At 69.5% G+C, this 12,382-nt stretch carries 13 protein-coding genes; 8 read left to right on the top strand and 5 right to left on the bottom strand.

Translation table 11 applies throughout. The features are described from left to right. Nucleotides 1-21: 21 nt before the first annotated feature. On the bottom strand, nt 22-969 hold the full coding sequence (locus ACZ5IK_RS24560) for a phosphatase PAP2 family protein (protein WP_465489804.1): 948 nt from the start codon (nt 967-969) through the stop codon (nt 22-24). 110 nt (nt 970-1,079) lie between these two features. Between ACZ5IK_RS24560 and ACZ5IK_RS24555 the strand changes: the two genes are divergently transcribed. The 4 genes from ACZ5IK_RS24555 to ACZ5IK_RS24540 all read left to right on the top strand — a co-directional run bounded on the left by ACZ5IK_RS24555 (nt 1,080) and on the right by ACZ5IK_RS24540 (nt 4,540). Beyond that, nucleotides 1,080-1,772 carry a response regulator gene (locus ACZ5IK_RS24555; protein WP_410598132.1) on the top strand — a complete coding sequence of 231 codons (693 nt, stop codon included), beginning with the start codon at nt 1,080-1,082 and terminating at the stop codon, nt 1,770-1,772. After that, the gene (locus ACZ5IK_RS24550) at nt 1,769-3,178 is read left to right on the top strand and encodes an ATP-binding protein (RefSeq protein ID WP_465489803.1); all 1,410 of its coding nucleotides are present in this window, start codon (nt 1,769-1,771) and stop codon (nt 3,176-3,178) included. The genes ACZ5IK_RS24555 and ACZ5IK_RS24550 overlap by 4 nt, the downstream gene beginning before the upstream one ends. Beyond that, nucleotides 3,178-3,672 carry a GerMN domain-containing protein gene (locus tag ACZ5IK_RS24545; RefSeq protein WP_465489802.1) on the top strand — a complete coding sequence of 165 codons (495 nt, stop codon included), beginning with the start codon at nt 3,178-3,180 and terminating at the stop codon, nt 3,670-3,672. Before ACZ5IK_RS24550 ends, ACZ5IK_RS24545 begins: the two co-directional genes overlap by 1 nt. Before the next feature lie 196 nt (nt 3,673-3,868). After that, nucleotides 3,869-4,540, top strand: a complete 672-nt coding sequence (locus ACZ5IK_RS24540; protein WP_465489801.1) for a VldE C-terminal domain-containing protein — start codon at nt 3,869-3,871, stop codon at nt 4,538-4,540. Here ACZ5IK_RS24540 and rnhA read toward each other — a convergent pair. The 3 genes from rnhA to ACZ5IK_RS24525 are packed head-to-tail and all read right to left on the bottom strand — an operon-like array spanning nt 4,537 to nt 6,641. Then, nucleotides 4,537-5,025, bottom strand: coding sequence for a ribonuclease HI (rnhA, locus tag ACZ5IK_RS24535; RefSeq protein ID WP_465489800.1), 489 nt, complete (start codon nt 5,023-5,025; stop codon nt 4,537-4,539). The two genes, ACZ5IK_RS24540 and rnhA, sit on opposite strands and share 4 nt — an antisense overlap. A 21-nt stretch (nt 5,026-5,046) precedes the next feature. Then, nucleotides 5,047-6,237: a DNA polymerase IV gene (gene dinB, locus ACZ5IK_RS24530; RefSeq protein WP_465489799.1), complete on the bottom strand. Its 1,191-nt coding sequence runs from the start codon at nt 6,235-6,237 to the stop codon at nt 5,047-5,049. Next, entirely contained in the window at nt 6,234-6,641 is a 408-nt protein-coding gene (locus tag ACZ5IK_RS24525; RefSeq protein WP_465489798.1) for a DUF6010 family protein, read from the bottom strand. Before ACZ5IK_RS24525 ends, dinB begins: the two co-directional genes overlap by 4 nt. 92 nt (nt 6,642-6,733) lie before the next feature. Here ACZ5IK_RS24525 and ACZ5IK_RS24520 point away from each other — a divergent pair, with 92 nt between their 5' ends. After that, nucleotides 6,734-7,672, top strand: coding sequence for a GlxA family transcriptional regulator (locus ACZ5IK_RS24520; RefSeq protein ID WP_465489797.1), 939 nt, complete (start codon nt 6,734-6,736; stop codon nt 7,670-7,672). A gap of 15 nt (nt 7,673-7,687) precedes the next feature. Here the strand turns inward: ACZ5IK_RS24520 and ACZ5IK_RS24515 are convergent, their stop codons facing one another. Beyond that, nucleotides 7,688-7,975: a hypothetical protein gene (locus tag ACZ5IK_RS24515; protein WP_465489796.1), complete on the bottom strand. Its 288-nt coding sequence runs from the start codon at nt 7,973-7,975 to the stop codon at nt 7,688-7,690. A gap of 127 nt (nt 7,976-8,102) precedes the next feature. On the opposite strand from ACZ5IK_RS24515, the gene ACZ5IK_RS24510 reads away from it, so the two are divergent. The 3 genes from ACZ5IK_RS24510 to ACZ5IK_RS24500 all read left to right on the top strand — a co-directional run bounded on the left by ACZ5IK_RS24510 (nt 8,103) and on the right by ACZ5IK_RS24500 (nt 12,354). Continuing rightward, a complete protein-coding gene (locus ACZ5IK_RS24510) occupies nt 8,103-9,347 on the top strand; it encodes an MFS transporter (protein ID WP_465489795.1) in 1,245 nt (414 codons plus the stop codon). Between the two features lie 241 nt (nt 9,348-9,588). After that, nucleotides 9,589-10,887, top strand: a complete 1,299-nt coding sequence (locus tag ACZ5IK_RS24505; RefSeq protein WP_369862443.1) for a GGDEF domain-containing protein — start codon at nt 9,589-9,591, stop codon at nt 10,885-10,887. A gap of 24 nt (nt 10,888-10,911) precedes the next feature. Further along, on the top strand, nt 10,912-12,354 hold the full coding sequence (locus ACZ5IK_RS24500; protein ID WP_465489794.1) for a glycosyltransferase family 39 protein: 1,443 nt from the start codon (nt 10,912-10,914) through the stop codon (nt 12,352-12,354). Nucleotides 12,355-12,382: the final 28 nt, after the last annotated feature.

Here is a 12,382-nt window from a genome sequence, read left to right as displayed (position 1 = left end):
GGGGGCACCTCGGAACCCGCGTCAGCGGCGGGTCACGAGGCGAGTCTCGAGCAGGTCGTCGACCACGCGGGTCTCGACACCGGCCCGCCGTTCGAACGCGGACCCGCGCAACGGCCACAGCGCGACCAGCACGACCCCGACCGCGGCCAGCGCGGCCAGCACCAGCGCGGCGACGAACTGGGCGGCACCTTCGGTCGCCGTGTGCAGTACCGCGAACCCGATCAGCACGATCACGGTCGGCAGTACCGCGGCCAGCGCCACCAGGGCGGCGGGCGTGCGGCGCAGGTCCCGGCGCCGGGTGGTCAGCCAGGCGGCGAGGAGGCAGGCGAACGACGCTCCCAGCAGGCAGGCGCCCGCCGTGTCGCTCAGCCGGTGCCAGCCCAGCGCGATGGTCGACGACGCGACCCAGGCCACGGCGACGCCGCCGATCCCGATGATCGCCGGGCGGAATCGTTGGGGCAGAACGAAAGCGAAGGCCATCAGGATCGCCATGGCGGCGCTGACGTGTCCGCTCGGGAAACTGTTGTGCCCGGGTCCGTAACCACCGTCGGGCAGTTCGGGGCGTTCGAGGACGTACAGCTTGAGCAGCTGCGCGGCGATGAGCGGGAGCACGAGGACGCTCAGCGCGGGGACGAGAAGACCCGGTTTGCGCCGGATGAGCGCCAGGCCGATCAGCACGATGGCGGCGGCTCCGATCACGAGCACCATGTCCTGCTCCCGCAGCGGCCCCGCCCAGTCCATTGTGGACCACTGGCCGGACTGCGCGCTGCGGACGACGCCGTTCTCGGCCAGCTGGCCTGCCGACGTGTGCACGAACAGCACGTAGGTCACGATGAACGCGGTGGCCAGTCCCAGTCCGGTGGCGAGCTGGAACACGGCCCTGGACAGGGTGCGCCTGGTCTCCGCGTGCCGTCCCGGCAGCGGGCGGTGGGCGGGGGTCGGCTTCGCTTCGTGGGTGAGTACGGCCATGTGTCCCACTCTCCCCACGCCGTTTCGCCGTGAGGTCCGCACAATGTCATGGTTCTGCTACAAGATCGAGCCGAGTCGCACACGCGCGGCGATATCCGAATAATGGCGGCGTGGCAAGTGTCCTTTTGATCGAAGACGACGCGTCGGTCCGGGAGGGTCTGGAACTCGCGCTGCGCCGTCAGGCGCACACCGTCCACACCGCCGAGAGCGGTGAGCTCGGGCTGGAGAAACTGCGGGTCTACCAGCCCGACATCGTCGTGCTGGACCTGATGCTGCCCGGGATCGACGGCTTCGAGACCTGTCGCCGGATCCGCTCGGCGGGCGAGGTGCCGATCATCATGCTCACCGCCCGCAGCGACGACTTCGACATCGTCGCCGGGCTGGAGGCGGGCGCCGACGACTACGTGACCAAGCCGATCGAACCCCGGGTGCTCGACGCCCGGATCCGGGCGGTGCTGCGGCGCGCGGTGAGCGAGAAGCCCGCGAGCGAGGAGGACCCGGCCGAAGAACGGCACGGCCGCCTGGTCATCGACCGGGCCGGGCTGGTGGTCACGAAAAACGGTGAGCCGGTCTCGCTCACCCCGACGGAGCTGAAACTGCTGCTGGAACTGTCGCGCACGCCGGGGCAGGTCTACAGCCGCCAGCAGATCCTCTCCGCCGTCTGGGATCACGACTACCTCGGCGACTCCAGGCTGGTCGACGCCTGTGTCCAGCGGTTGCGTGCGAAGATCGAAGACGTGCCCGCGAAACCCGACCACGTCCAGACCGTCCGGGGCTTCGGGTACCGGTTCGGCCGTTCATGAGGCTGCTCTCCGGACTGCGACCGCGCCTCATCCTCGCCTTCGCGGCGATGACGATCATCGGGGCGGCGGCCGCGGCGGGGGCCAGCTACGTGTCGGCCCGCAACGCCATCCTCGAAGCGGTCCAGGACGCGGCGATGAACCAGCTGAAGGACAGGGTCAGCGCCTACGGCCGCCCGCTGTCCACTCCACCGACCCAGGAACAGCTCAACGACTTCGCGGGCAGCCTGCGGTTGACCGCCGTCGCGGTCTACCGGGACATGCGGTCGGTCAACGGCCCGGATCTGACCATCTTCTCGCCCGAACTGCGGCAGACCGTCGCAGCCGACACCCGGATCCAGTTCCAGCGGCTGGACCGCAACGCCAATCCCCAGCTCCTGGTCGGCATGCCCGTGCTGGCGCGGCAGCCGAACGGGGCGATGGGGGCCAGCGGCGTCGAGGTGTACTCGCTCACCTCGCTCGTCCAGCAGCAGCAAGCCATCGAGGAACTCGCGAAAAAAGCCTGGCAGATGGCCGCGCTCGCGTTGCCGCTGGCCGCCGCGCTGGCCCTGCTCGCGGCGAGGCAGGTGCTACGGCCGGTCCGGGCGCTCAACACCGCCGCCGCCCAGCTCGGTGAGGGAAGGCTCGACGTCCGGCTGCCCGCCAAGGGGTCCGACGAACTGGCCGAACTGGTCACGACCTTCAACAACACGGCCGCCGAGCTGGAACGCACGGTCGGCGAGCTGCGGGCCATGGAGGCCGACGCGCGCCGGTTCGTGGCCGACGTCTCGCACGAACTCCGCACCCCGCTCGCGGCGATGAACGCGGTCACCGACGTGCTGGACGAGGACGCCGAAACGCTGCCGCCGGACACGGCCGTCGCGGCACGGCTGGTCTCGGGCGAAACCCGCAGGCTGACCCGGCTCGTCCAGGACCTGGTCGAGATCTCCCGGTTCGACGCGGGCCGCGCCGAACTCGTGCTCGACGAATGGGATCTCGCGACGGCGATCCGCGACAGCCTCGACGCCCGGGGCTGGCGGGACGGCGAAGACCTGGTCACCGACCTGCCCGAGGGCGTCACCGCACGGGTCGACCGGCGGCGGCTCGACCTGATCGTCGCCAACCTCGTCGGCAACGCGTTCCGGCACGGCTCCGCCCCGGTCGAGGTCCACCTGCGCGCCGACGACGACGGCGTCACCGTGGAGGTCGACGACCACGGTCCGGGCATCGACCCCGAGATCCTGCCGCATGTGTTCGACCGGTTCACCAAGGCGGACAGCGCCCGCGCCCGGTCCGAAGGCAGCGGGCTGGGCCTGGCGATCGCGCTGGAGAACGCCCGGCTGCACGGCGGTGACATCACGGCGGCCAACATCGGGACCGGCGCCCGGTTCGTCCTGCGCCTGCCGAACCGAGCCGAAAGGACGGCCTGATGAGGAAGACCCTGCTTGCCGTCCTCTCCGCGACGGCGCTGGTGGCGGCCTGCGGCGTCCAGCCCACCGGTGTCGTCCCGGCCGGACCGGGGCCGTCGATCCGCGCCGCCGAGGGGACGTCCGTCATGGGCGGGGTGACGCTGTACTTCGTCTCCGACGGCCGGGTCATCCCGGTGACACGGCCGTCCGAAGGGTTCCTCTCCCCCGAGGGCGCGATCACGTTGCTGATGAAGGGACCGACGGAACGGGAAGCCGCGCAGGGGCTCACCACGTTCGTTCCCCCCGAGGTGGGCCGGGTCGAGGTGTACTCGGGCGAACCGGGAACCATGCTGCTGCCGTACACCACGCGAAAGCTGTCGAGCCAAGCCCTCAACCAGCTGGTTTGTACCGCGACGGCGGCCTCGGCGTCGACGGGGCGGGCTCCGGTCGGTCCGGGGATGAACGTGACCTCGCCGGCCGGGGAAATGTACTACCAAGCCTGCAAATCCGGCTGAACCGATCACTCACAGTGCTCATATAAAAGCACTTCTTGTGTCTGTACGGACGTGAGCCCTGTTCGGTTCAACGATCAAGGTAACTGTGGGCGAGCACACTCGGGCGTGACATTGCCGTGTCCATTTCGTAATGTTGCCCGGAGCTCGCGGCCCCCGACGCGAGCTCCCGTCCCCGAATTGGTGAGTGATCAGAGAAATGGCCGGCAGACATCGCAAGACCAAAGCCCCGAAGTGGAAGCTCCCCGCGGGTATCGCGGCAGCGGTCGCCACGGCGCTCCCGGCGTCGATGTGGCTGACCACCGCGGGTTCCCCCGACGTCGAAGCGGCCAGTGCCGCGCTCGCGTTGCAGGCTCCCCCGGTCTCCAGCGTGACTCCCCCGCCGTCGACCAGCAGCACCCCGCCCTCCAGCTCGACCACCCCGCCCCCGTCGACCACCGCGGCTCCCCCGAAGCCGACGACGTCGACCAAGGCCCCCGCACCGGTGAAGAAGACCGTGCCCGCCGCGACGGCTTCGTGTTCGACCAGCCTCGCCGGCACCAAGCCGCACGTCGCCCAGGTCGGCAACCACGTCAAGGCGAAGTTCGGCGTCAAGACCGTCGGCGGCGTCGCAGGCCGTGCGAACGCCAGCGACCACCCTTCCGGCCTCGCGCTGGACTTCATGGTGGACACCGCCACCGGTAACGCCATCGCCGACTACATCCTGGCGAACCAGAAGGACTTCGGCGTCAGCTACGTCATCTGGCGTCAGCGCTACAACGACGGCAGCGGCTGGGACACCATGGAGGACCGCGGCGGCGCGACCGCCAACCACATGGACCACGTCCACGTGTCGTTCTCCAAGAGCGCCAAGGTCAGCGTCAGCTGCTAACGATGTCGAGCGGACCGCTCGCCGGGCTGGATCACGGGTCGTCCCATGACCTCTTCCACTCCTTTGACGGCGAGCCGGTCCGCTCGCTCGTTCTCCGGATGCCCGGCGTGGCCCTTGACCCAATGCCATTCGACGTCGTGCTGTGAAGCGGCCTCGTCGAGACGGCGCCACAGATCGGCGTTCTTGACCGGCGTCTTGGCCGAGGTCATCCAGCCGTTGTTCTTCCAGTTCCGCACCCAGCTGGTGATGCCGTTCCGGACGTACGTGCTGTCGGTGTAGAGGTTCACCGTGACCCGGCGCTTGAGGCTTTCGAGCGCCTCGATGGGCGCCATCAGCTCCATCCGGTTGTTCGTGGTCGGCCCGGCGTCCCCGCCGTAGATCTCCTTCTCGACGTCGCCGTACCGCAGCACCGCTCCCCAGCCGCCGGGGCCGGGATTCCCGCTGCACGCGCCATCGGTGTAGATCTCGACTGATGATTCCGCCACCGGGACACCCTAGCGACGGGTTCAGTCCGGCAGCAGTGGCACCCACGGCTCCTCTACCTGCCCGAGGTGCACCGCCCGGGTGATGGACTTCGAACCGAAGCGGTCCCGGACGGTGTCGAGCGTCGAATCGAGCGCGTCCCTCGGCTTCGCCTCGAACGGCAACGCCAGCTGGATCGCGTCGTCCTTCGACAGATTCGTGAGCGCGAGACCGATCAGCGTGAGCCCGCGTTCGTCGATCAGTGGTCTCGCCGCCGCGAGCAGGCCGCGTGCCGCCGCGACGACCGCGCCGGTCTGTTCGGTCGCCTCCAGCAGGGTGTGCGAACGCGTCGCCTTGGTGAAATCGGCGAACCGCATCCGCAGCACGACGGTCCGGCACACCCGGTGCGCCGCGCGCAGCCGCCGGGCGAGGCGATCCGCCAGGGTCAGCAGCGTCGCGTCGAGCTCGGCGGGTGTGCGCGGCCTGCTGCCGAGCGCGCGCTGCGCCCCGATCGACCGGCGACGGCGGCCTGTCCGCACCCGCCGCGGGTCGTCGTTGTGGGACAGGGCGTGCAGGTGGGTGCCGACGCCCCGGCCGAGCATCCGGACGAGTTCCTTCTCCCCGAACCCTTCCATCTGCCCGACCGTCGTCACGCCGCGCTCGCGGAGCTTCTGGGCGGTCACCTTGCCCACGCCCCACAGCCGCTCGACCGGCAGCGGGTGCAGGAACTCCAGTTCCCCGTCGTGCGGCACGACGAGCAGGCCGTCGGGTTTCGCGACGCCGCTGGCCACCTTCGCGAGGAACTTCGTCCTGGCCACGCCGACGGTGATCGGGAGGCCGACCTGCTCCAGGACGTCCTTCCGCAGCTTCGCGGCGATGCGGCTCGGTGTGCCCGCGATCTTCAACAGCCCGCCGACGTCGAGGAAGGCCTCGTCGATCGAGATGCCCTCCACCAGCGGTGTCGTGTTGTCGAAGACCTCGAAGACCGCCTTGCTCGCCTCCGAGTACGCGCGCATCCGGGGCGGGACCACGATCGCGTCCGGGCACAGTCGCCGCGCCTGGCCGCCGCCCATCGCCGTGCGGACGCCGTACGCCTTGGCCTCGTAACTGGCCGCCAGGACGACGCCACCACCGACGATGACCGGCCGCCCGCGCAGGCGAGGGTCGTCACGCTGCTCGACCGACGCGTAGAACGCGTCCAGGTCGGCGTGCAGGATGGGACCCTCGGTCGTCATAGAACATATGTTCGCATCGATCGGCCCAAGGACCAAGCTCTTGGTGAGCGCCCGCCCGCGAAACACCAGACGGCGATGACCGGATCGCAGATCGCGCAGCCGAACGAGGAGTCGTCCAGGAACGGGATGATCGGGGCGCCCTTGAGGTGGTGCACGACATCCCAGGCGGTGTGCAGCAGCCAGGCGACGCCGATGAACGTCCAGGACTCGAGGCCGCGGTACGCCACATAGGACAGGACGGCGGTGAACGCGAACTCCCAGATCCCCAGACCGCCGCCGCTCAGGTACGCGGCTCCGGCGCCCGCCACCATGATCGCGTTGAAGCGGCGTCGATGCGGTTCATGGATGAGCGACATCAACACGACGTAGACGAGGCCGACGAGAACCGGCGCGATGATCATCATGGTTCGACGCTAGAACCGCGCCGCACCCGCTCCCAGTGGCGTGAACGACGCCTTCCGACGGGATCTCGCCACACGCGCGCTAGCGTGCGGTCATGCACACCGTCGCCGTGCTCGCGCTGGACCAGGTGATCCCGTTCGATCTGTCGACGCCCATCGAGGTCTTCACCAGGACCCGGCTGGCGGACGGGAGCGCGGGTTACCGGCTGCTCGTCTGCGCCGAACATCCGGACGTCGACGCCGGGCATTTCACCTTGCGCGCGCCGTGGGGGCTCGAGGCGCTGCGTGAGGCCGACACGATCATCGTGCCCGGCACCGCCGAACCGGACCGGCCGTTGCCGAAAGCCGTCCACGACGCGCTCACCTCGGCCGCCGCGAGGGGCACGCGGATCGCCTCGATCTGTTCCGGCACTTTCATCCTCGCCGCAGCGGGGCTGCTCGACGGCCTCCGCGCCACCACCCATTGGATCGCTGCCGACCTGCTCGCTGAGACTTACCCGGACGTCGAGGTCGACCCGGACGTGCTCTACGTCGACAACGGGCAGATCTTGACGTCGGCGGGTGCCGCCGCGGGGCTGGATCTGTGCCTGCACCTGATCCGCCGCGACCACGGCTCGGCGATCGCGGCCGACGCCGCCCGCCTTTCGGTGATGGCGCTGGAACGCGAGGGCGGCCAGGCGCAGTTCATCGCGTTGCGGCATCCTCCGGCTCCTCGCGGCACGGCACTGGAACCCACTTTGCTGTGGATGCAGGAAAATCTGGCGTGCGACCTCAGTTTGGCCGACATCGCCGCGCACGCGGGGATGAGCACGCGCACCCTGATCCGGCATTTCCGCGAACAGACCGGGACGACCCCGTTGCAGTGGTTGCACCGGGCTCGTGTCCGGCAGGCGCAGCACCTGCTGGAGACCACCCAGGACGCCGTCGAACGGATCGGCGCCGAAGTCGGTTTCGGTTCGCCCACCTCGTTCCGCGAGCGGTTCAAGCGCACGACCGGCGTCAGTCCGGTCAGTTACCGACGTGCTTTCCGTTGAGGGCGGGGTCTCCGGTCACGCGGCCAGGAGGGCGGTGTCCGAGGCCCGGACCCGGGCCTGTTCGGCGAACCGCCTCCGGGCGGCGACGACTCTGAGCCATCGTTCGGAGCGCTCCGCGTCCAGATCGGAGGTGGCGCGGGCGAGTACCTCGGCGGCGTGCGCGGCGGAATCGATCTCCGTGGCGGCGCCCAGGTAGTCACCGGCCTCGATCAGCTTGTAGGCGTGGCGCATCTCGGTCTGCGCGGTCGAATAGATGGCGTAGGCGGCCAGGTTGTTCGCCAGCGGCCCCAGTGAATGCGACATCGGATTCTCCGTTCCTTCTCTTACTGACACGTCGAACGGGTACCCCGCGGTTCGACACGGCCGCGGATATTTTTCGAACTTCTTCGGGGCTTGCGCAAAGTGGCCGCTTCACGACAGCCTGAAGCGCATGCCAGCCCGGGCGGCGTCGTTCCGCAGCGTGTTCGCGGTCGCCGGGTTCCGCCGGATCTGGCTCGCGCATCTGCTCTCGGTCGCCGGCGATCAACTGGCCAGGGTCGCCCTCACGGTGCTGGTGTTCGACCGGACGTCGTCGGCGGGCTGGGCTTCGGCGGCGTACGCGCTGACGTTCGTGCCCGATCTCCTCGGCGGAGCGCTCGGTGGCATCGCGGACCGGTTCTCGCGGCGCACCGTGATGGTGGTGACCGACGTCGGCCGCGCGGTCCTGATCGCGCTGATGGCCGTCCCCGGCCTGCCGCTGCCCGCCGCGGCCGCGCTGTTGTTCCTCGTGCAGCTCATGGCGGGCCCGTTCCACGCGGCGCGCCAGGCGCTGCTGCCGGATCTGCTCGACCCGGACCGGCTGGTCGTCGGCCAGGCCGTCATCTCGTCCACTTATCAGGCCGGACTGGTGGTGGGCTTCGGCGCGGGCGCCGCCGTCGTCACCGGCCTCGGCGTACCCGGTGCGCTGCTCATCGACGCGGGGACTTTCGCCCTGTCTGCGCTCATGCTCCGCTTCGGCATCGAGCGGTACCCGCCCTCGGCACCACGCCACCACCGGCGCCCGTCGCTGATCGCGGGCTGCCGTCTGGTCGCCCGCGACCGCGAACTGCGGTGGCTGCTGCTCATCGCCTGCTGCTGCGGTTTCTACGTCGTACCCGAGGGCCTCGCCGTCCCGGTCGCCGCCGAACTGGGCGGCACGGGCGCGCTGCCGTGGCTGCTGGCCGCGAACCCGGTCGGCTCGGTGCTCGGCGGGATCCTGCTGAGCCGGATCCCGAGGGAACGGCAGGTCCGGGTGCTGGGTGCGCTCGCGGTGGCGAGCAGCCTGGTGCTGATCCCCACCGCCTGGGCGCCGGGCCTGGTCACGATCGTCGTGCTGTGGACGATCTCGGGCGTGTTCTCCGCGCACGACATGATCACCCAGACGCAGTACAGCCTCGCCGCGCCGCCGGACCAGCGAGGTCAGGTGATCGGGGTCGCGATCGCGGCGTTGCGGGCGGCACAGGCGGCGGGTATCGCGGCCGCCGGGCTCATGGCGCAGGTCGTCGCGCCGACCACCGTGATCACCGTTGCGGCTGTCGCGGGCGTGGTGGTCGCCTGCGTCGCCGGGGCGGGCTGGTCACGGGCGGTGTCGTCCCACCAGGGGGATCCGGTGGATCCGGTCGGCGGGACGACACCCGTGGGTGAGCACGGTCCCTGATCACGTCCAGTTGTTGTCACGCCGAGTGGTCCAGTTGTTGTCCCGCATGCCGTTCACCTCCCTCGAAATTGCGATCTATCCGGCAAAACGTTCACCAGTTGTTGTCCTGCATCGGTGCACCTCCTTCGTTTTGGTTGGGCTGTCCGGGGGAATTCCCGGCCGCGCTTCTTATCGTCCGGACAACGAAGGTCCTCGCCGTCCCGGTTCGATTACGGTGTAGATCACCGACGGAAGAGGGTGCGTGAACGGACGACTAGGCGGCGCGCGACGGCGGCTCAAGGCCTGGCACCTGTGGAGCCTGCCGCGGCCTGTGCGTTCCTACGTCCTGGTCGTGAATCTCATCGCAGTCCTCTCGACCGCCGCCACGGCCCGGTTGATCCCGGTCACCGGCACCGACCTGGTCCGGTTCGGCGTGCTGACCCTGTGCGCGGCCATCGCGATCGAGGGCACCCGGCAGATCGAACGCCAACGGGAGTACGACAGGGCCCCGTCGGTCGCCTACGTCGACACCAAGGCGGTCTGGAGCGTCGCCGCCGTCATCGCGCTGCCGCCGGTGCTCGCCGCCGCGATGGTCGTGGTGACCTACACCATCGCATGGCTGCGGATCTGGCCACACCAACGGCCGGTTCTCCCCCATCGGTGGATCTTTTCCGCCGCGACGGTGCTCTGCGGCACGCAGGCCGCCGTCGTCGTCCTCAGCCTCGGCATGCGCCACTACCCCGGCTCGCCCGACTCCGGGCTGCTCGCCGGGCTGGGCGACCTCGCCGTCATCATCGTGGCCGCGGCCCTGCGCTGGGCGATCAACACCGTGCTGGTGATGATCGCGATCGCGCTGTCTTCGCCGCCGAAGTCGATCGGCGAACTGTTCTCCGGCTTCGGTGACCAGATCCTCGAAGCGGGCGCGCTCGGCCTCGGCCTGGTGACGGCCGTCGTCCTCGTCCAGGCCAACCCGCTGGTCCTGGTCGGGGTCGTCATCGCGCTGGTCGCACTGCATCGCGGACTGCTGCTGACCCAGTACCGGCGCGACGCGCACACCGACGCCACCACCGGACTCGTCACGAAACGCCGCTGGCGTCAGCTGGCCGAAGAGCTCCTCGGCCGGACACGCGCCGGGCGCAAACTCGGCGTGCTGTTCCTCGACCTCGACAACTTCAAGACGATCAACGACACCTACGGTCACCCCAACGGCGACCTCGTCCTGCGCGCCGTCGGTGACGCGCTGCGCGCCGAGATCCGCGAGCAGGACGTCTGCGGGCGGTGGGGCGGCGAGGAGTTCGCGATCGTCATCCCGGACGTCCACAGCGAGGAGAACCTGCGCCAGGTGGCCGAACGGATCCGGCACCAGGTGGCGGTGGTCTCGGTCGCGCTGCCCGATCGCGACACGGTGCTGACCGATCTGACCGTGTCGATCGGCGGAGCGCTGTACCCGGCGGCCAACATCAGCAGCGTCGACGACCTCCTCGTGGCCACCGACACCGCGCTCTACCGCGCGAAACAAGGTGGCCGCAACAGGGTCGAACTGGCTCAGCCGACGCAGTAAGGTCGCCTCCTCTGGGGAGGCGCCGTGAAGCGATTCGCTTGGGGTCCGGTCGGTCTGGTCGTCGCCGCGCAGGTGGTGGTGCTGACCCTGTTGTCGGGAAGATACGGCTTCCACCGGGACGAGTTGTACTTCCTCGCCGCCGGAAAGCGGCTTGCCTGGGGCTATACCGATCAACCGCCGCTGACGCCCTTGCTCGCGAGGATCTCCACCGATCTCTTCGGCGAGACCCCTTCCGGCCTGCGCGTGGCCGCGACCTTGTGCGCGGCCGCGACGGTGGTCACCCTGGCCCTGGTCGCCCGGGAATTCGGCGGCGGACGCGGCCCGCAGGTCCTCACCGCCGCGATCACGGCGCTGGCGGCGTTCGTCGTGGTCGACGGGCACATGCTGTCGACGGCCACCGTCGACATGCTGGTCTGGAGCGCGCTGGGCCTGGTCTTCCTGTGTCTTTTCCGCACCGGCGACGGACGGTGGTGGCTCGCGATCGGCGCCGTCACCGGGATCGGGATGGAGAGCAAGTGGCTCGTCCTGCTGATGATCGCCTCGATCGGCCTCGCGGTACTCGCCGTCGGCCCGCGGACGGAACTCGGCAGTGGCTGGCTCCCCGTCGGGATCCTCCTCGCGCTGGCGCTGGCCGCACCCGGGTTCGTCTGGCAAATGGCCCACGATCTCCCGATGCTGAGCGTGGCTCACGGGATCAGCGTGGACGACGGCGCGGAGAACCGGATCCTGTTCGTGCCGATGCAACTGCTCTATCTTTCCCCTGTCGTCGTGCCGGTCTGGATCGCCGGCGCGCTCCGGCTCTGGCGTGATCCCGAACTGCGCTGGGCACGTTCCTTCGCCGTGGCCTATCCGGTGTTGTGCGTGCTTTTGTTGCTGCTGGGCGGAAAACCGTACTACTCGGCGCCGTTCCTGCTGCTGCTCGCGGCAGCGGGCGCGGAACCCTGCCTGCGCTGGCTCGACCGGACCTGGCGCCGCGTAGTGGCCGTCTCCCTGGCCGTCCTGGGTGCGACCGGGTCGCTCCTGGTCGGGCTACCGCTGCTGCCGGTCTCGGCGCTGGGGCCGATTTTGGCGGTGAACAAAGAACAAGGCGAGCAGGCGGGCTGGCCCGAGCTGGCCACGACGGTCAGCCGGGTCTGGTCGGAAATCCCCGCGGAGCGACGTTCGATTTCGGTGATCTTCACGCGGAATTACGGGCAGGCAGGCGCTTTGCAGTACTACGGCCTTCCCTCGGTGTACTCGGGACATATGTCCTATGCGGATTGGGGGCCGCCGCCGAACAGCTCCTTCGGCCCGGTCGTCGTGGTGGGCCAGTATCGTCCGGAGTGGTTCGCCGGATGTCGTGAAAGGGCGGTTCACGACAACGGTCTCGGGGTGGACAATGAGGAGCAAGGAGTGAAGATTTCCTTGTGTACCGGGCCTTCTCGGCAGTGGTCTTCGTTGTGGACCGAGCTGCGCCGCTTCTACTGATCCAAAAGTGTCGGTGGCTGGTTGTAGG

This window comes from Amycolatopsis sp. NPDC031561, assembly GCF_055580625.1.
The sequence above is the reverse complement of the archived record's forward strand: the minus strand, read 5'-3'. Positions and strand labels throughout refer to the sequence as shown.

Excerpts from the sequence above, each read along its gene's own strand:
- ACZ5IK_RS24545 (WP_465489802.1), top strand. The coding sequence starts at position 3,178 with ATGAGGAAGACCCTGCTTGCCGTCCTCTCCGCGACGGCGCTGGTGGCG.
- ACZ5IK_RS24550 (WP_465489803.1), top strand. The coding sequence starts at position 1,769 with ATGAGGCTGCTCTCCGGACTGCGACCGCGCCTCATCCTCGCCTTCGCG.
- ACZ5IK_RS24540 (WP_465489801.1), top strand. The coding sequence starts at position 3,869 with ATGGCCGGCAGACATCGCAAGACCAAAGCCCCGAAGTGGAAGCTCCCC.
- ACZ5IK_RS24515 (WP_465489796.1), bottom strand. The coding sequence starts at position 7,975 with ATGTCGCATTCACTGGGGCCGCTGGCGAACAACCTGGCCGCCTACGCC.
- ACZ5IK_RS24520 (WP_465489797.1), top strand. The coding sequence starts at position 6,734 with ATGCACACCGTCGCCGTGCTCGCGCTGGACCAGGTGATCCCGTTCGAT.
- dinB (WP_465489799.1), bottom strand. The coding sequence starts at position 6,237 with ATGACGACCGAGGGTCCCATCCTGCACGCCGACCTGGACGCGTTCTAC.
- ACZ5IK_RS24560 (WP_465489804.1), bottom strand. The coding sequence starts at position 969 with ATGGCCGTACTCACCCACGAAGCGAAGCCGACCCCCGCCCACCGCCCG.
- ACZ5IK_RS24525 (WP_465489798.1), bottom strand. The coding sequence starts at position 6,641 with ATGATGATCATCGCGCCGGTTCTCGTCGGCCTCGTCTACGTCGTGTTG.
- ACZ5IK_RS24510 (WP_465489795.1), top strand. The coding sequence starts at position 8,103 with ATGCCAGCCCGGGCGGCGTCGTTCCGCAGCGTGTTCGCGGTCGCCGGG.